Annotated in this window: 16 protein-coding genes; 1 reads left to right on the top strand and 15 read right to left on the bottom strand. The window is 66.8% G+C overall.

Annotated elements, in window-relative coordinates:
• Positions 1-5: 5 nt before the first annotated feature.
• From FHY19_RS18330 to FHY19_RS18260, 15 genes are all read right to left on the bottom strand, one after another.
• A complete protein-coding gene (locus FHY19_RS18330) occupies positions 6-728 on the bottom strand; it encodes a GntR family transcriptional regulator (RefSeq protein WP_259167727.1) in 723 nt (240 codons plus the stop codon).
• A gap of 387 nt (positions 729-1,115) precedes the next feature.
• Complete coding sequence (gene gspN, locus FHY19_RS18325; protein WP_259167642.1) at positions 1,116-1,832, bottom strand: type II secretion system protein N; 717 nt, start codon at positions 1,830-1,832, stop codon at positions 1,116-1,118.
• Complete coding sequence (locus FHY19_RS18320; protein ID WP_259167641.1) at positions 1,829-2,284, bottom strand: type II secretion system protein M; 456 nt, start codon at positions 2,282-2,284, stop codon at positions 1,829-1,831. Before FHY19_RS18320 ends, gspN begins: the two co-directional genes overlap by 4 nt.
• Positions 2,281-3,369, bottom strand: a complete 1,089-nt coding sequence (gspL, locus tag FHY19_RS18315) for a type II secretion system protein GspL (RefSeq protein ID WP_259167639.1) — start codon at positions 3,367-3,369, stop codon at positions 2,281-2,283. Before gspL ends, FHY19_RS18320 begins: the two co-directional genes overlap by 4 nt.
• Positions 3,366-4,358 carry a type II secretion system minor pseudopilin GspK gene (gspK, locus tag FHY19_RS18310; protein ID WP_259167637.1) on the bottom strand — a complete coding sequence of 331 codons (993 nt, stop codon included), beginning with the start codon at positions 4,356-4,358 and terminating at the stop codon, positions 3,366-3,368. Before gspK ends, gspL begins: the two co-directional genes overlap by 4 nt.
• Positions 4,355-4,957 (bottom strand): type II secretion system minor pseudopilin GspJ, encoded by a 603-nt coding sequence (gspJ, locus tag FHY19_RS18305; RefSeq protein WP_259167635.1) that lies wholly within the window; start codon positions 4,955-4,957, stop codon positions 4,355-4,357. Before gspJ ends, gspK begins: the two co-directional genes overlap by 4 nt.
• The gene (gene gspI / locus FHY19_RS18300) at positions 4,954-5,331 is read right to left on the bottom strand and encodes a type II secretion system minor pseudopilin GspI (protein ID WP_259167632.1); all 378 of its coding nucleotides are present in this window, start codon (positions 5,329-5,331) and stop codon (positions 4,954-4,956) included. Before gspI ends, gspJ begins: the two co-directional genes overlap by 4 nt.
• On the bottom strand, positions 5,315-5,758 hold the full coding sequence (locus FHY19_RS18295; protein WP_259167630.1) for a GspH/FimT family pseudopilin: 444 nt from the start codon (positions 5,756-5,758) through the stop codon (positions 5,315-5,317). The genes gspI and FHY19_RS18295 overlap by 17 nt, the downstream gene beginning before the upstream one ends.
• Positions 5,759-5,824: 66 nt before the next feature.
• A complete protein-coding gene (gene gspG, locus FHY19_RS18290; protein ID WP_259167628.1) occupies positions 5,825-6,289 on the bottom strand; it encodes a type II secretion system major pseudopilin GspG in 465 nt (154 codons plus the stop codon).
• Between the two features lie 27 nt (positions 6,290-6,316).
• The gene (gspF, locus tag FHY19_RS18285) at positions 6,317-7,513 is read right to left on the bottom strand and encodes a type II secretion system inner membrane protein GspF (RefSeq protein ID WP_259167627.1); all 1,197 of its coding nucleotides are present in this window, start codon (positions 7,511-7,513) and stop codon (positions 6,317-6,319) included.
• Entirely contained in the window at positions 7,500-8,993 is a 1,494-nt protein-coding gene (gene gspE, locus FHY19_RS18280) for a type II secretion system ATPase GspE (RefSeq protein ID WP_259167625.1), read from the bottom strand. Before gspE ends, gspF begins: the two co-directional genes overlap by 14 nt.
• A gap of 4 nt (positions 8,994-8,997) precedes the next feature.
• The gene (gspD, locus tag FHY19_RS18275; protein ID WP_259167624.1) at positions 8,998-11,067 is read right to left on the bottom strand and encodes a type II secretion system secretin GspD; all 2,070 of its coding nucleotides are present in this window, start codon (positions 11,065-11,067) and stop codon (positions 8,998-9,000) included.
• Entirely contained in the window at positions 11,064-11,876 is an 813-nt protein-coding gene (locus tag FHY19_RS18270) for a type II secretion system protein N (RefSeq protein ID WP_259167622.1), read from the bottom strand. The genes gspD and FHY19_RS18270 overlap by 4 nt, the downstream gene beginning before the upstream one ends.
• A gap of 160 nt (positions 11,877-12,036) precedes the next feature.
• Complete coding sequence (locus tag FHY19_RS18265; protein ID WP_259167619.1) at positions 12,037-14,691, bottom strand: TonB-dependent receptor; 2,655 nt, start codon at positions 14,689-14,691, stop codon at positions 12,037-12,039.
• 78 nt (positions 14,692-14,769) lie between these two features.
• Positions 14,770-16,242 (bottom strand): hypothetical protein, encoded by a 1,473-nt coding sequence (locus FHY19_RS18260; RefSeq protein ID WP_259167617.1) that lies wholly within the window; start codon positions 16,240-16,242, stop codon positions 14,770-14,772.
• Between the two features lie 187 nt (positions 16,243-16,429).
• Here FHY19_RS18260 and FHY19_RS18255 point away from each other — a divergent pair, with 187 nt between their 5' ends.
• Positions 16,430-17,290: a 2OG-Fe(II) oxygenase gene (locus FHY19_RS18255; protein ID WP_259167614.1), complete on the top strand. Its 861-nt coding sequence runs from the start codon at positions 16,430-16,432 to the stop codon at positions 17,288-17,290.
• Positions 17,291-17,463 lie beyond the last annotated feature (173 nt).

The raw sequence follows: 17,463 nt of genomic DNA, 5'->3' as shown, positions 1-17,463 counted from the left end.
TGGGGTCAGCGGCGCAGTTCGGCGACGAAGTCGTAGAAATCGTTATGGCAATAGGTGTCGGTCAATTCGATCGCGCTGCCGTCGCGCGCATAGCCCACGCGCACCACATGCAAAATCGCCTCACCGGTTTTCATGCGTAGATGTTCGGCCAGACGCGCCGGCAGGTTGATCGCGCGGAAGTACTGCAATGCGCGCACCACCGGCGTGCCCTGCGCATCCAGATAGCTGTACAGCGAATCGCCCACCTGCTGCGGGTCGGCCACGATGCGCTGCGGCAGCACCGCATGCTCGTAGGCCATCACGCGGTCGTCGGCGCTGCGCAGGCGGGTCAGCGAGGCCACTGCCGCATCCGGCGACAGGCCCAGGCGCAGGATCTCTTCGCCATGCGCCGGGCGCAGCCGCCGCTCCAGCCAGCGCGTGCCGGGCTCGTAGCCCTTGATGCGCAGCGTTTCGCTGAAACTGGTCAGGCCACTGAGCTGGTGCTGGATCTGGGTGGTGACGAAGGTACCGGCGCCCTGCCGACGCGAGACCAGGCCTTGTTCGACCAGTACATCGACCGCCTGGCGCAGGGTGACCCGCGAGATCTGCAGGCGCTCGCACAGCTGGCGCTCGGCCGGCAGCGCCTCGCCGGCCTTCCAATGACCGCCACGAATGGCGTCGGTGAGTTTGCCGGCCAGCTGCAGGTACAGCGGGGTTGGCGCGGACGCGTCCAGGTGCAGGTCGTCCAGTCGCTTGTCGGCGTCCGCCTTGGCCTTGGCCATTCGTTAGTCCCGCCTGCCCGAATTCGATAGGTCCAATATAGTACCAATCTACAGCGACGCACCAGCCCTGCGCTGCGCCGGCCCATCTGGACGGGTCGGGCGGGCGTGTGCGACGCCAGCGGGGCGCCTGGGGCTTGACCGGCGAATGTCGGCGCGGCGGGCACTGGTCTGCATTGCACGGGGTGCCGTCTCGGCAACCGGCTTGGCAAGGCAGCGTGGCGGCCAGCCGATGTGTGGCCAGGCAGATCAGACCAATTTTGCCGGCACTGGAGGTCTTGGACCGGCAGCCAGCGGGCAGCGGAAACCGCTGCGCCACGCAACCAGCCCTCCCCGCTTCGCCAGCAGTGAGCGGCGCTACAGCTGCCCCTGATCGACGCGCACCAGCCAACGCTCCGGCGTCTGGACGAAGCCGAGCAGTTGCAGGCCCAACTGCAGCGCGGTGTCGTTGCCGGGCTCGACCTGGGTGCGCCACTGCCAGCGGCCATCGCGCTGCAGCCGCAGCTCGGCGCCGAGGTCGACGCCTTCGGGCAGGCCGCCATCGGGCGCGAGCGCCAGCACCAGGGCATCGTCCACGCAGCGCGGGCTACCGCGCAGACGCAAGGGCAGCAGTCCGGCGGCTTCGCCACCTGCGTTGGGCAGCACCTGCACGGCGACATCGCCGCCGGCCTGCGTGCATCGTGTGGCATCGAAGATCGCATGCACCTCGCGCAGATCGATCGACAGATCCAGCAGGGCCACCCCACCCGGCTTGCGCAGCAACAGGCGACCAGTGGCCTGCTGCACACCGTATCGGGCGCCCTGCAATGCCACCAGCTGCGCGGTGGCCGAGCGCAGCTGCACCTGGCGTTGCCCGCGCAACAAGGGCAGCGGGCGCAGACGCACGCCGACATCGCCCACGTCCATGGTGGTCCAGGTCACGCCACGCAGGGTGCCGTTCCAGATCGAGCCCTGTGCTTCCAGCGCGGTGAACGGCAGCGTCTCGATCGGCAGCACCAACCGCAGCGGCAAGGTGGCGATCACGCCGACGACCAGCAGCGCGCTGCCCAGCAACAACCAACGCACTGCCCTCATGGCGCGATGCCCGAAAACGTGCAGCGTACCTGCAGCTGCCCGTCGCGGCGGGTGATCTCAAGCGCCGAAGGCGTCAGGTCGTGATGCTGGCGCAGCTGTTCCAGCCAGGCGAACAGGACGGGGCTGGTGACGGTGTCGATCTGCACTGCGAGCGTTCCGGTCGGACTGCGCTGTTGGCGGGTGATGGTGATCGTGGCATCGCGCGCGCTTTGCGTAATGCGCGCCAGCGGGATGGCGGCCACTGTACCGCCGTGCGATGCGCGCGCCATCAGCAGCACCTCTGCGGCGTGGTCATACCGTGCCTGCGCGCCGCTGCGCCAGTGCCGCAGCGGCACCAGCAGCGCATACCAGCCGATGAAGGCAGCGATGGCGGCAACCATGACCGCGACCATGACGCGTTCGCGCGGTGCGCGGCTCTGCCACCATACCGGCATACCTTGCAACGTGTTCATCGCGGCGGCTCCAGTTCCAGCGAAGTGGCGAGTCTGTCATCGCGGGGCTGGCCCGCGCCTGCACGCAGCTGCCAACCGGCGCGGCCGAGCTGGGCGGTGAAGCGCTCCAGTTGCGCGGCGTCGCCATGCAGCAAGGTGACGCGCAGCGGACCTTGTGGTTGGTAAGCGAGCGCATCCAGTTCCGCACCCGGTACTGCGTCGACTGCGGCGAACACTGCCGCCAGTTGCGTTGCGAATGCGTTCTGCGGGGCGCCGGCCTGGCGTGTCTTGTCAGCGCCAGAGGACATGCCACTCGGCCCCATCAGCTGGGCGCTGCGCCGCTGCAGGAGCTGCGCGCCGATGTCGTAACGCAGGCTCTGCGCCACCATCACAAGCACAGGCGAGAGCACCAGCAGCGCAAGCAACCACGCAAGCGTGCGTGGCCGCAGGCCCTCCCGTTGCGGCGTTGACGCGGCAAAGCCTTGCTGGCGCAGATTGATCGGCGCGGTGGCGGCATGCCGCGCAAACTGCGCGATGGCGTGCATTGGATCCGGCCCCGGCGGCGGCATTGGGGCGATCGGAAGCGATGCGACCAGCACCTGCGCAAGCTGCGGCTCCAGGCTGCAGGCGATACGCGTGCCACGCAGCAACCAGCGGCCATCCCAGTGCAGCAGCGTCGGCGGCTGATCCGGCGGCGCGTCGGCCAGCAGCAGACAGTCGGGCACTACCGCATCGGGGACGACACCCAGCTCTGCCGCACGGTCGAGCCACTGCCGCATCACCGCGCCATCCACTGCGGCCACCAGCCGCGTGCCATCGCTCTGTGCCTGGTCGGCGATCACCACATGCAGCGTCTGTGCATCGCCTGCCAGATGCTCGGCCAGCTGCAGCCGCGCCGCAGCCAGCGATTGCGTGATGCTATGCCCGGGCAAGGCCAGCCAACGCAGATGCACGTCCACGCCCGGCACCACCAGCACCGTCTGCGTCGTTGGCGCGCGTTGCGCATTCAACGCATCCTGCGCCAACACGTGGCCGTGTGCATCCACGCGCACGCTGATGGGCTGCGCTGTGGCATCGGCCGGCAACAACAGCAGGGTGCTACTCATTCGTCGGGGCTCCATTGACGTGCCACCAGCCGCACGCGGCCGGCAGGGTCCTGTTGCAGCAATGCCTCCAGCAGAACCTGCGCACCGGCGTGGTCGACCTGGCTGTAGAGGGAAAAATAGGACGTGCGCAATTGGATCTGCTGAAACACCGCATCCGGCAACGCCGCCTGCATGAGTGCGGGCTGCTTCCAGAACACCGCCGCATCGCGCCAACCGCCAACCGGCCGCGCGGCGATGATGCGGCGTGCGGCCGGCAACTCCACCGCGCCTTCGGTCAAGGCCGCCAGCACCGGCGCATCTTCGGCGCGTAGCGTGTTGATGTTGATCGGCGACAACCGCCCTTCGGGCAATGCGCACACATAGGGTTGCAGCTGCGCGACGAGCGCCGGCGTGTAACCGGCGACGGCGCGCAGCTCGCTGACGCCGGCCAACAAGGTCGCGCCGGTGCGCGCCGGCACCGCCGCTTGCAGATAGCGGTCGTCTTCGGCGCCCTGCGCGCCCGGCTGGGTATCGCTATCGATCCAGTCCACCAACGCATCGGTGAGCGCCTGCGCCTGTTGCGGGGCGATATCCAGCGCGTCCAGCAAGGCCAGGTACTGGTTGGCGCCATCGTCGCTGCGTTGCCATTGCTCGGGTGCGCCCATCACCACGCTGTTGAGGTTGAAGCAACCACCGCGATCGCGCAGCCGTACGCTCACCATTCCATCGTCCAGCGGGAAGTTGATCGGTTGGTCGTTCCAGCCACCGTCCAGCGTGGTGCGCAGCGGGTCGCGCCTGGCCAAGGCCTGCAAGCGTTGCCGCGCCACGGCCTCGCTGCCCAGCGCATACCACTGCGCCTGCGTCATCGCTTCTGCGTTGCCGCTGCGGCGCAACCCAAAGCGCAGGTCGTTCAATACCGCCACCATCAGCAGCGTCATCACCGCCACCAGCAACAGCACCGTCAGCAATGCGACGCCACGTTGTTGCGCAGGGGCATGCAGTGCGCTCATGCGCGCCCCTCCGGCAGTAGGAACAGTTGCCGTACGTGACCCCATTGCTCCAGATCCAGCTCCAGCAACAGTGCATCCGGCAGTGCCTCCAGCCCGCCGCTCCAGCCATCGCTCCACTGCGCGCGATAGTGAAACGCCACCTCGGCCGAACGCACACCGCGCAGCAGCACCTGCGGCGCCCCGGCCACCGCGCCATCCAGCGCCGGCCGCGCGCTGCGCTCCAGACGTCCGTCGACGATGCGGTACTCGACGTATTGCAGCGACGCACGCGGCGCCTGATCCGGATTGCTCCAGCCACGCCGGACAAAGCCGAACAAAGGCCCCTGTGACCCGGGCGCACGTGCAACGAACGCGGTGCGCGCGGCGCTGCCATCGCTGTTGCGCGTGCGCCGTACCGCGGCCTGTTGCAGATCGCTGCGCAGCAGGCCATGGACCAGTTGCAGTTCGCGCACCTGCTGCAGGCGCGCGCGCACCGCATCGCGCTGATCGATGCTTTGCCGCATCACCACCACCGCGGCGCCGGCCACCAGCGCAAAGACCGCCAGCGCCACCAGCAGTTCGATCAGGGTGAAGCCCTGCATGCGTTGCGTGCGGCTCATTGCACGCTCCGCAATGTGCTCAGGCTGGCAATCTGCTGCGGCTGTCCGGCGGCACGCACTCGCACCTCGATCCGCACCATGCCAGCGCCTGCCGGCAGCGCCTGGCGTTGCCAGTCCCAACGACGGCCACCCAGCAGGTCATGGCCTTGCGCAGGCGCCACTGCGGCGTTGGCCGGCGCCAGCATCGCCTCGATCGCCTGATTTTCCGCAACCAACGCCGCAAGCATGCGTTCTTCCAGCACCACTGCCGTGCGCGTGCTTTCGCCCGACAGATTCAGCAACCCGACCACCGCCATGCCGAAGATGGCCAATGCGACCATCAGCTCAAGCAGCGAAAATCCGGCGCAGGCGCGCTGGTTATCGACGCGGCGCATCGACCCGCACCACACCGGCGGCATCCACCATCACCTGCAGCTGGTGCTGCCCATCGTCCAGCGCGATGCGTTGCGGCGTGGCCGCACCGGTCGGGTCGAAGCGGACGCTCAACTGCGTACCGCCGCCCGGCAACTGCGCCTGCACGCCCGCAGGCCAGCGCGTGGCGGCGAACGGCGTCTGGTCCAGCGCAACCCAACGTTGCTGCGCCTGGCGACGAAACGTATAGCCGCCCGCGTCGACGCTGACTTCAACCATGCGCAGGCTCAGGATCGCCTCGTCGCGTGCATTGGCCAGCGCGCTGGCCAGCATGTCGGCCTGAGCGTGCAGATCCTGCCGCGTGTCCGGCACGGTCATCACTACCAGGGTGCTGGCAAGCGCGGTGATCACCAGTACCGCCAGCAGCTCGAGCAGTGTGAAGCCACGCATGCGTCCGCGATGGCTGCGTATCGCCGTCCGTTGCGCGCTGGGTGGTGCAGTCAGCACGGCGGCACCTCAGCGCCAGTTGCCGATGTCGGCATTGTCGGCATCGCCGCCTTCGGCGCCGTCGGCACCGAAGGAGTAGACGTCGAAGCCACCGGTTCGTCCCGGGCGTCGGTATTGATACGCGTGGCCCCATGGATCCTCAGGCAACCGGCGGATATAACCGCCCTGCCGATAGCGCTCGGGCCGGGTCAGGCCGCTGGGCGGGCTGAGCAAGGCCTGCAAGCCCTGCTCGGTGGTCGGATAGGTGAGGTTATCCAGTCGGTAGGTTTCCAGCGCCTGTTCCAGCACCGCAACATCCGCGCGCGCCTTTTCGACCATGGCGCGATCCTGGCTGGGCATCACGTTGATCATCACCACGGTGGCCAGCAGGCCGATGATGACGATCACCACCATCAACTCGACCAGGGTGAAACCGCGCACGCCACTGCGCGAGACAGGCGAGCCGGCACGTGCACGACACTGGGTGGACTGCATGGGGATCTCCGAAGAAAGCGGCCGCGCTCAGCCAAGCGCGAGGGTGTTGAACTGCAGGATGGGCAACAGGATCGACAGCACGATCACCGCCACCACCCCGCCGAGCAGCACGATGATGGCCGGCTCCAGCAGGCTCATCGCCGCGCTGGTGAACGATTCGAACTCACGCTCCAGGTAATCGGCGGCGCGCTCCAGCATCGGCGCCAGGCGCCCGCTGTTTTCGCCGCTGGAGGCCATGTACAGCAGCGTCGGCGGAAACACGCCGGCGCGCTTCATCGCCGCGGCCAGACTGCCGCCTTCGCGAATCGCGGTGACCATGCTGTCGGTGGCCAGCCGCAAGGCGCGGTTGTCGACCGTGCGTGCGGCGATCATCAGCCCCTCCATCAGCGGCAGGCCGCTGTTGACCATGATCGCCAAGGTGCGCGCCATGCGTGCGGCGTGGAGGTCGCGGATCAACCGGCCGAGCAAGGGCGCACGCAGGATGGCGCGATCCGCAGCCAGCCGCAGCGCCGGGCGCCGGAGCAGACGCAACGCTGCGATGACCGCAATCACCAGCGCAACCAGTAGCGGAACGCCGGCATGCAGCAGGAAGTTGGACACACCGATCACCGCGCGCGTCAGCCATGGCAAGGCGCGGCCCATCGAGTCGAACTGGTCCACTACCTTGGGTACGACGAAGGTCATCAACACGATCACCACCGCACCGGCCGTCAGCGCCAACGCGGCCGGGTAGACCAGGGCGGACTGCAGCTTGCTGCGCACCTGCGCCTGCCGCTCGAGCAGATCGGCCAGCCGCTCCAGCACCTGCGGCAAGGCACCGGCGCTTTCGCCCGCGGCGACCATGGCGCGATACAGCGGCGGAAATGCGTTGCCCTGGCGGGCCATCGCATCGGACAAGCGGAAGCCTTCGACCACCAGGCCATGGGTCTGGCTGGTGACGCGGCGCACGCCGCGTCGTTCCGATTGCGTACCGATGGTGCGCAAGGCTTCTTCCAGGGGCGCGGTTTCCACCAGCGTCGCAAGCTGGCGCGTGAACAACACCAGATCCTTGCCGCTGAAGCGTGCCGCACGCATGGTGGCGGCAGCGGCAGCGGCGTCGACCCGCACCGGCACCCACTGGCGCTGCTCCAGCTGCGCGCGCGCACTGTGCACGCTGTCGGCGCTGATCACGCCCTGGCGGCTGCGCCCATGCAGATCGAGCACGGTGTAATCAAACCGCGGCATGCGCATCGTCCTGCTGGCGGGTGACGCGCAAGGCTTCTTCCAGCGTGGTGAGCCCTTGCAGCACGGCAGCGCGTGCGGCGTCGCCCAACCGCGGCGCGCGTGCGAAAGCGACCGCTGCCAGCGCATCCTCGTCGGCGTTGTCGCCGATCAATCGGCGCATCGCATCGTCTACCGCGATGGCTTCGTAAACGCCCACGCGCCCGGCATAACCGCTGTGATGGCACACCGCGCAGCCGACCGCGGCGTACACCGTCGCACCGCCACCGTCATCGACCGCAAGCAGCTGCCGTGCGGCTGCATCCAATGGCCGTGGCGCGCGGCACTGCGGGCACAGCCGCCGCACCAGCCGCTGCGCCAGAATCAGGCGCAGGCTCGAGGCCAGCAGAAACGGTTCGATCCCCATATCGCGCAGGCGCGTGACCGCGCCCACCGCATCGTTGGTGTGCACGGTGGACAGCACCAGATGGCCGGTGAGACTGGCCTGCACCGCAATCTGCGCGGTCTCGGCATCGCGGATCTCACCGATCATCACCACGTCCGGGTCCTGGCGGAGGATGGCGCGCAGACCGGCGGCAAAGGTCATGCCCACCCGCGCGTTGACCTGGGTCTGACCGACGCCGTCGATGGCGTATTCCACCGGGTCTTCGACGGTAAGGATATTGCGCGAGCCATCGTTGAGCAGGCTCAGCGCGGCGTACAAGGTGGTGGTCTTGCCCGAGCCGGTGGGACCGGTCACCAGCACGATTCCATTGGGTACCTGCAATGCGCGCTGCACGGTGTGCATCACTGCCGCGGGCATGCCCAGCTGCGTCAACGACAAGGTGCCCTGCTCCTTGTCCAGGATACGCAGCACCACCCGCTCGCTGTTGCGCGTGGGCAGCGTGGACACGCGTACGTCCAGCGCCTTGGCGCCCATCACCAGCGACACACGGCCGTCCTGCGGCACGCGCTTTTCGGCGATATCCAGCCGTGCCATCACCTTGACCCGCGACACCAGCAGCGGCGCGATGCGCCCGGGCAAGGTGGCCGCTTCGCGCATCACCCCATCCACGCGCAGCCGCACGCGCAAGCGCGATTCGTAGGACTCCAGATGCACATCGGAGGCGCCCAGGCGCGCGGCTTCGGCGATGATGCCGTTGATCAGGCGGATGATCGGCGCGTCGTCCTGGCTGTCGAGCAGATCGGCAGTGGGGATATCGTCGATCAACGAATCCAGGCTGCCGTGCAGGTCCAGCGCCTCGACCTGCACGCCCTGCTCCATGCCGGCATCGGCGTAGATCTCCGACACGTGCCGGTCGAACACCGCCGGCACCAAGGTGCGCACCTGCAACGGCATGCCCAGCGCCCGCCGCAACTCGATCAGGGCCTGCACATCGCCGCCTTCGCGTAGGCCGATCTGCGCGGCGCTGTCGCTGCCGAGCAGCACCACGCCGTGGCGCTTGGCGAACGCATAGGAAATGCTGGCGCGCACGGTGTCCATGGCATCAGCGCTGCACGGGACGTGCGCCGGGTGCAGGCGTGGCTGCCGGTGCCGGCGATGGTCCAGCCGGCAACTGCGGCGGCTGCGCGCGCAGGTAATCGCGGACCAACGCATCGAGCGCGGCTTCCGGGTCGCCATCGGCCAACTGGCGATCGCGCAGATAGGTGTAGCGCGGTGCGGTCATGCGCTGCGCATCGGCCGCATCGCGGATGATGGTCGGGCGGATGAACACCATCAGGTTGGTCTTGTCGCGATTGCGCGACTTGTGCCGGAACAGCGCGCCCAGCCCGGGCACATCGCCGAGCAGCGGTACCTTTTCCACGGTCTGCCGGTCGTTCTGATCGAGCAGGCCGCCAAGCGCGACGATGGCGCCGTTTTCCACCACCACGCGGGTTTCGATCTGGCGCTTGTTGAACACCAGCTCCGAGGACTGCGCGCTGACCGGCCCGGCAATTGCCGAGACTTCCTGCTTGATCGCAAGCGTGATGCCGCCGGCGGTATTGATCTGCGGGCGCACCTCAAGCTCCACGCCCACGTCCTGACGCTGGATGGTGCGGAACGGGTTGTCGTTGGCCGCGCCCAGCACTTCGCCGGTGGTGATCGGCACTTCCTGGCCCACCAGGATGCGCGCCTGCTCGTTGTCCAGCGTCATGATCGATGGCGTGGACAGCAGATTGGAGCCGGTATCGCTCTTGACCGCATCGATGATCATGCCGAACACCGCATCGTTGCTTTGCCCCGCCAGGCCGATCAGGCCGCCACTCAGTCCCAGCAACGATTGCGCGGCCACATTGCGCGCCTGTTCCAGCACCGAATCGTCGTCGCCATTATTGCTGCGCGTGCCGGCGGCGGCCGCAGCCAGGGGCACGATGCCCGGCGCTGCACCGCTGTACTGCGTGGCGATCAACGGCACGGTGCCGTTGCGGCCAGCCAGCAGCAGCTGCACGCCCAGGCGCTTGGCCGCAGTGTCGGAAATCTCCACCACGATCGCTTCCACCAGTACCTGCTCGCGATGCACGTCCAGCTGGCGGATCACGTCCATCAAGGCACGCTGGGTTTCCGGGTCGGCATTGATGATCAGGGCGTTGGAGCCGGGGTAGCGCACGATCACCGGGCGCTTGCCGGTAGCCGGTGCGATCACCTGGGTCTGTGCGGTGCCAGCGGCTGCCGCCACATCCACGGCAGTGGAGCGCGTGTCCTGCCCGGCTTGCGCCTCATTGCCCGGCGTCTGCCCGACCAGCTGCTGCAATACCGGCAGCAACTGCTCGGCGCTGGCGTGTTGCAGCCGCACCACGCTGACATCGCCACGGCGCTCGGCGCGCCCGTCCAGATCCATCGCGGTGCGCACCACCCGCTGCACCAGCGCCGGGTCGCCGCGTACGATCAACGAATTGCTGCTGTCCACCGGCAACACCGACAGTACCGCACTGCGCTCGCCGGCCTGGCCAAACAGCGAGGTCAATGTGCGTGCCAGCTCCTGCGCGGAACTATTGCGCAAGGTCACCGTGTCGATGGCCGCGCGATCGGTATCGATCTGCGTCACCAGCCCGCGAATGCGGCGCAGGTTGTCGGCGTAGTCGGCTATCAACAGGCCATTGCCCTGCGGCATCGCCATGATCACGCCGCCGCGCCCGATCAGCGGTTTGAGGATCTCTGCCGCGCTACGCGCATCCACCCGCTGCAGCGTGAACACCTGCGTGGCAAACCCCAGATTGCCGCTGGCGGCACTACCCGGCTGTTGCGCGGCGGTATCGTCGGGAATGATGCGATAGGTCGACGGACCACTGGACACCGCAATCAAGCCGTTGGCGCGCAACACCGCCAGCAGCATGCCGAGCAGGTCGGCTTCGCTCATCGCCTGCGCGCGCGCCACGTTGACCGTGCCCTGCACGCGGGTGTCCACGATGAAGGTGATGCCAGTGGCGCGCGAGACATCCTGGATGAAGGCGCGCAGGTCCACGTCCTGGAGCCGCACTGCTGGCGCATCGGCGGCCTGCAGCGAGACGGCTGGTGTCACGGCGCACACGCACAGCAACGTGGCCGACAACAGCCATATGGGGCGAGCAGCAATCATTGCGGGCGCTTCAAGGTCGTGGTGTGGGTCTGGCCGTCGCGGCGATAGGTCAGCGTGGCCGCCTGGCCATCGCGCAGTTCGTCCTGCAACTCGCGCAGGTGTTCGGCATCGAGCGTGCGGCCGTTGATCTGGGTCAGTACATCGCCTGCCGCCAGGCCGGCCTGGCGCAACAGCGCGCCATCGCCACGCGGCATGATGGTGAAGCCGCTGCCGTCCGCGCTTGCACGCAGCCCGGCGCTGCTCAGCAGCTGTTGCGGGTCGACCGCGGTTGCGCCCGCTACTGCCGTCGCATTGCCCACGTTGGACATCACGCCCGATGCGCCACCTGCGGCTGTGTTCGCTGACGATGGCGTTGTCGCAGGCGCCTGCGGCGCCGCATCGAGCAATGTCAGTCGGCGCACGCCGCTACCGGTCCGCAGCAGCACGTGGTCGGCGGCGACCGCTTGCAACACGACGCCGGGCATCACCGTATCGCCGACGCGGTAGGCGCCCTGCCGGCCATCGCCGAGACTCAGGTAGGCCGCTGCCTGCGCAGCACCCGCACGCACACCGTGCAGCAGCACGCCATCGCTATTGCTGTCGGCAACGCTGCGATAGAACACGTCGCGGCGCAATGCAGACCACTCCGACGCCGTGCCCGCGACCGGCTGTGCGTGACCAACCGGACCGACCGGGGTGATCAGCAACCACAGCAGACGCAGCCCTTGCAGTGCCAGCAACCCGACCAGCGCACAGCCCAGTGCCGTGCGTGCGGCATGCGACGACATGACGGTAGTCAACGAGGGCAAGGCGCGGTTCAAAGCAGACATCCGGCTGAAGGATTGCGATCGGATGACAGAATGCGGCAGCAATGTGTCAGTTCGAAGAAATCGATGACACCAGACGACACACACCGACATGCGGCAAAACGCAAACGCCCGCCATGCCGAAGCACAGCGGGCGTTTGCGATCCGACACGCGCCCGATGGATCAGAAACGCGCTGTCACACTGATGTCATAGCTGATGCCGGGCTGGTAGGTGTATAGATCGACCCGGCTGCTGCCCACGCGCTGGAACTCCTGATACTTGGTCTTGAGCAGATTACGTGCGGCGAAGTTCACCGAGAGCGTATCGCCAGACCACACCAGGCCCTTCTTGATTACCAGATCCAGCGAGGTTCCAGGCTTGTCGATGTAATCTGGCTGACCCGGGCGACCACGCGCAGAAATACGCTCGCCGACGTAGTTGGCGATCAAGGTCGCCTGGCTGTGCGTGCTCTCGCTCTCCACACCGATCTGCAGGTTGGCGATATCGTCCGATTGTCCCTGCAACGCCGAGCCGTCGCGAATGAACAGGTTGGCCTGTACCGGTGCGCTGAAGCCGAACGGCTGCACGGTATCGCCGGCACTGGCGCTCACCTCGGACGTGGTGCGCGTGTAGTTGCCGGACACGAACAGGCGCTTGTCGCCCCACCAATCGGCCGCGACCGGCACGTCCAGATACTTCTTGGCTTCCAGCTCGATGCCGTACAACGTGGCCTTGGGCGCATTGATGAAGCTCTGCACGATGCCGCCACCGGGCGCGTCGTTGACGATGGCTTCGATCGGCTTGTCGATGTTCTTGTAGAACGCGCCGACGGTGACGTACTGGCCCGGCTCGAAGAACCATTCGTAGCGCGCATCCAGATTGACCAGCTCGCTGTCGATCAGGAACGGATTACCGAAGAACTGCCGGTCGATATCCGGGTCCAGATACTGCTGCGGTGCCATTTCGCGGAATTGCGGACGCGCGATCGTCTTGGACGCACCGAAGCGCAGCTGCTGGTTGTCGGCAAAGTTCCAGGTCACCGTGGCCGATGGCAGCGCGTAGCTGTTCTGCAACGGTGCCACGCTGTCCTGGCGTGCGCCGCTGAAGATGTCGTACGGATGCACCGCCTGGGTGGCGTCTTCATAACGCACGCCCACGGTGGCGCGCAGGGTCGGCACGATCTCGCCTTCTGCCTGCAGGTAGGCCGCCTTGACCTTCAAGGTCGCGTCGTAGGCTGCCGCACCGAAACTGCCGGTGGTCTCGCGCAGCCGCAGCAGATCGTTGCTGAGGTTGTAGTCGGAGATCAGGTAATCCACGCGCTGATACTGGTTCAGGAACGGCAACGGGCCATCCAGCGCCAGAAAGCGGAACTCGCGGCTCCACGCGGTGCGGTCGTTGTCCAGATACGCCAACCCGCCCTTGACGGTGAGGTCGTGCTCGATCGGCAGCCGCCAGGTCACGTCCACGCCGCCGCTGGCGACCTTGTCGTCGACCTTGCTGAAGCGTGTGTAGTTCTGCACGCGCGAGGCATCGTGCGCCCAGTAACCGTCGAGCAACTCGTAACGGATGCCGGTTTCGTACGGTACATCGCGGCTGGCATTGGCCACCGCCGCGCGCCACTCGATCCTGAGATCGTCGTATTCGCCGAACGTATGCGAGCCGAGCAGCTGATTGTTGATCAACTGACGCGCATACCACTCGGTGTTGTCGTCGCGCACATCGAATCCGGCCAGCTCGTCGCGGCCGGCGCGGCTGCGCGCCACCTTCAGGCTGTCGTGTACATACAAGGTGGTCCAGCCGATCTTGTGGCGGCCATATTCCCAACCCAGGCCGAGCATGCCGTTGGTGCGCACGTTGTTGCGCGTGGTCGCAAAGTCGTAGCTGGAATTGAATTCCACGCCATCGCCGACGAAGATGCCGTCCTGCTGCTTGCCGGTACGCGTGCGCCATTCGTTGTCGTAGCTGGCCACCGCCAGGATGCCCAGCTTGGCCTCGCCGATGTCCATGCTGTAGCCGGCGCTGCCGCCGACGTTGACGTCCGGGTCGATGCTGTCCTTTTCCTGCAGCACATACAGGTTGGCGTTGTTCATGCTGCGCCCAATGCGGCGGATGTCATCGCGCGAGAAATTGCCCAGGTCCACGCGGCGCCCGCTCGCGATGGCATCGCGCAATGCGCCCGGCTGCTTGCGCGCGCCGTCATCAAAGCCCCACTCGTCATCGCCGGAGCCGTAATAGGTCAGGCCCTTCTCGCCGGTAGTGACGCTATTGGCGCCGCCGCCCACGGTGAGCGACAGGAACGGCTTGTCCGGCACCGTCATCGATTGCAGATCGATCACGCCGCCACCGAATTCGCCGGGATAATCGGCCGAATAGGTTTTTTGCACGGTCACGCTTTGCAGCACGTCGCTGGGAAACAGATCCAGCGGCACCACACGCTGCATCGGCTCGGGGCTGGGCAGCGGCGAGCCGTTGAACAAGGCCGACGAGTAGCGCTCGCCAAGACCGCGTACGTAGACGTATTTGCCGCGCGACAGGCTCAGGCCGGTGACGCGCGTCAGCGCCACCGCGGCGCTGCTGTCGCCGGTGCGCTCCATGTCCTCGCGGGTGACGAACGAGGCCACTTCGGAGGTCTGCAGCATCGGTTCGGGAATGTATTCGCCGCGCACCACGACCTGGTCGAGTTGCTTGGGCGCAATGGCGGCCGCACTGGAACTGCTGCTGCCGCCGGCGGCATCACTGCCGGTCGACTGCGCCATGGCGGCGCCGGACAGCAGCAAGGTGGAAATGGAAAGAGACAGGCCCGTCCGCGAAAGACGGGCGACAGCGAAGGTTCGCATCGTGGGAGCCCTGACAACGGAAAGATGAAGCTGGACGCATCGCACGGCGGCGCGCTGGCCGCCGTGCGATGCCGTGCCTCAGCAGGGGCGATCGGCGGTCAGGCCGCAGCTCCAGCCCTGCCACCAGGTGTCGTTGGCATCACGCACGCCACCGATGTAATTCACCTGCTGGAAGAAACTGCTCACCCCGTTCAGGCCCTGGAACGCCGGCACTGCGGTTTCGTTGGCGCCGTTGACGAAGGTGTTCTGCAAGGTCGACACCCCGTTGGCGACATTGTTGGTACCGGCGGCGAACTGGCTGGCCGCACGCGGGTCGCTGCCGAACGCCGTCGGGCAGGCGAAGAACACCGAGTGGAAGGTGCCTGCGGTGTCGGTATCGGCCATGTTCAAGCACACCAGGCCATCGCCGGTGCCGCCGGCGGGACGGGTGAAGACCGAGTTGTAGAACGCGGCCTGGGTACCCTGATTGAGCATGATCGCCGCACCGGCGCGCGCATTGCCCACGTAGGTGAAGTTGGCCACCTTCGGGCGCGAATACGGCTGGCGACGCAGGCTGCTCCACTCGTTCATGCGGTCGCCGCCTCCGGCGCGCTGTACCACGATGCCGAACTGCAATGCGCCGCTCCAACCTGCATCGGTATCCAGCGAATCGTCGTCGGCGCCGGTGATCACGATATGGCTGCCGTTGACCGTGCCGCCGAACCACTCGATGCCGTCGTCGGAACTGTTGTGGATCTGCACGTAATCCAGACGCGTGCCGCTGCCCACGCCGGCCAGGGTGATGCCCTGCAGCTCGTTGTTGGGCGAGATTTCGAAGCCCGAATACATCACGCGCAAATAGCGCATCGAACCGCTGTTGTCGGTAGCGCTATTGCCGCCATAGAACGCGTTGGTGCCTTCGACCTGCGCCTGGCACTGCGGCGTACCGGACACGGTGGTGCCCGGGCAGTTGTTGATCGCCGCACGGCCCAGCACCACGATGCCACCCCACAGACCGATGGTGTTCGCGTTGACCTGGCCTTCCAGCGCCTGACGCGCGGTAAACACGATCGGCGCACTGGCGCTGCCTTCGGCGAAGATCTGCGAACCGCGATTGACCACGATGTAGTCGCTGCCCGACGAGCCGTACAGGGTCGTGCCCGGCTCGATGGTCAGCACGCCCTGCGCGCTGCCGGCCGCCGGCGCAGTGGCGTCGCCGCCGCGGTCGGTACCGACGTTGACGCGGCCGCTGATCGAATACGCGGTACCGGCGCGCGCGGGCACCACCAGGTTGCCGGTGATGGTCTCCGGCAACTGGCAGGCACGCAGCGTGTTGTTGGCGATGGTGCCGACGTTGGAAAAACCGCTCGGGCAATCCGCGGCCGGGCCGGTCGGCGTCGGTGTCGGAGCCGGCGTTGGTGCAGGCGTGGGCGCCGGGGTCGGTGCCGGTGCGGGCGGAAACGCGCCTTCGCCGGGCGAGGCGACACGGTCTGCACCGCCACCGCAAGCGGACAACGCCAGCGCGGTGCCAAAGGTCATGAGAAGTGTCTTGCTGCTATTGCGAACGGACATGCGGCTGATCTCCAGGTCAAAAGGTCCGGTATGAAGAGGAGTCGTCAAGAATTGGTAGCGTTCCGCTCACTGCAGTGGCGAGCACGTTCAAGATCCCCGTCACCTTTATAGGGGCCGTCTGTTGCATTTGTCTTACCACGACACATTTGACATATAGCTGCCACACGTTGGCATGCACTGTAGCGGGATGAAACTCACCGATATCCCCACCGCCCTGGCCGACTGGATCGTGGCGCAGGCCTTGGCCGGCCAGCCGCCCGAACAAGCACTGCAACCGCTGCTGGATCGTGGCTGGGACGAACAGGACGCCATCGATGCAGTCGAAGCGCTGGTGCGTGCGCACATCCAGCAGCATGCGCAGACACATGGATTGCCGCTGCCGGTTCGCGTGCCGGCGCTGCTGCACGACAGCGATGCCGCGCTGCTGGATCTGGGCGATCGTCAGGTGCGCGTGTTGATGCGCATGCGCTTGCCGCGCGTGATGGTGCTGGGTGGTTTTCTGTCCGATGCCGAATGCGATGCATTGATCGCACTGGCGCAGCCACGCCTTGCGCGCTCACGCACCGTGGACAACGCCAACGGCACGCAGGTGGTGCATGCCGCGCGCACCAGCGACAGCATGTGTCTGCAACTCGGGCAGGATGCGCTCTGTCAACGCATCGAAGCGCGTATCGCCCGCCTGCTCGACTGGCCGGTGGATCACGGCGAAGGCTTGCAGGTTCTGCGCTACAGCACCGGCGCCGAATATCAGCCGCACTACGATTACTTCGACCCCGACGCAGCGGGCACGCCAGTGTTGCTGCAGGCAGGCGGGCAACGCGTCGCCTCGATGGTGATGTACCTCAACACACCCGACCGCGGCGGGGCCACGCGCTTTCCCGATGTGCATCTGGAGATTGCCGCGATCAAGGGCAATGCGGTGTTTTTCAGCTACGACCGCCCGCATCCGATGACACGTAGCCTGCATGCCGGCGCCCCGGTGCTGGCCGGCGAAAAGTGGGTCGCGACCAAATGGCTGCGCGAACGCGCAGCGCGCATGCCCGGCTGACCGGGCAACGCGCTCAAGCAAAGCGCGTGCTCGACGCACCAACCGCCCAGACGGGCGTACAGGGCACGCTGCGCTACCGGCTTCAGCCAGCCGCCGGCGACGTACGTCACATATGTTATAATATTGCATTGGCTGACACATGGGGTGATCAGCTCCTTCGCATCGGTGTCGTT

Origin of the sequence: Xanthomonas sp. 4461, from assembly GCF_024806475.1 — a bacterium.
Lineage (GTDB): Bacteria > Pseudomonadota > Gammaproteobacteria > Xanthomonadales > Xanthomonadaceae > Xanthomonas > Xanthomonas arboricola_F.
Note: the sequence above shows the minus strand (reverse complement) of the source record. Positions and strands in the feature narration are given on the sequence as shown.

Excerpts from the sequence above, each read along its gene's own strand:
- gspN (WP_259167642.1), bottom strand. The coding sequence starts at position 1,832 with ATGAGGGCAGTGCGTTGGTTGTTGCTGGGCAGCGCGCTGCTGGTCGTC.
- FHY19_RS18320 (WP_259167641.1), bottom strand. The coding sequence starts at position 2,284 with ATGAACACGTTGCAAGGTATGCCGGTATGGTGGCAGAGCCGCGCACCG.
- gspL (WP_259167639.1), bottom strand. The coding sequence starts at position 3,369 with ATGAGTAGCACCCTGCTGTTGTTGCCGGCCGATGCCACAGCGCAGCCC.
- gspK (WP_259167637.1), bottom strand. The coding sequence starts at position 4,358 with ATGAGCGCACTGCATGCCCCTGCGCAACAACGTGGCGTCGCATTGCTG.
- gspJ (WP_259167635.1), bottom strand. The coding sequence starts at position 4,957 with ATGAGCCGCACGCAACGCATGCAGGGCTTCACCCTGATCGAACTGCTG.
- gspI (WP_259167632.1), bottom strand. The coding sequence starts at position 5,331 with ATGCGCCGCGTCGATAACCAGCGCGCCTGCGCCGGATTTTCGCTGCTT.
- FHY19_RS18295 (WP_259167630.1), bottom strand. The coding sequence starts at position 5,758 with ATGCGTGGCTTCACACTGCTCGAGCTGCTGGCGGTACTGGTGATCACC.
- gspG (WP_259167628.1), bottom strand. The coding sequence starts at position 6,289 with ATGCAGTCCACCCAGTGTCGTGCACGTGCCGGCTCGCCTGTCTCGCGC.
- gspF (WP_259167627.1), bottom strand. The coding sequence starts at position 7,513 with ATGCCGCGGTTTGATTACACCGTGCTCGATCTGCATGGGCGCAGCCGC.
- gspE (WP_259167625.1), bottom strand. The coding sequence starts at position 8,993 with ATGGACACCGTGCGCGCCAGCATTTCCTATGCGTTCGCCAAGCGCCAC.
- gspD (WP_259167624.1), bottom strand. The coding sequence starts at position 11,067 with ATGATTGCTGCTCGCCCCATATGGCTGTTGTCGGCCACGTTGCTGTGC.
- FHY19_RS18270 (WP_259167622.1), bottom strand. The coding sequence starts at position 11,876 with ATGTCTGCTTTGAACCGCGCCTTGCCCTCGTTGACTACCGTCATGTCG.
- FHY19_RS18265 (WP_259167619.1), bottom strand. The coding sequence starts at position 14,691 with ATGCGAACCTTCGCTGTCGCCCGTCTTTCGCGGACGGGCCTGTCTCTT.
- FHY19_RS18260 (WP_259167617.1), bottom strand. The coding sequence starts at position 16,242 with ATGTCCGTTCGCAATAGCAGCAAGACACTTCTCATGACCTTTGGCACC.
- FHY19_RS18255 (WP_259167614.1), top strand. The coding sequence starts at position 16,430 with ATGAAACTCACCGATATCCCCACCGCCCTGGCCGACTGGATCGTGGCG.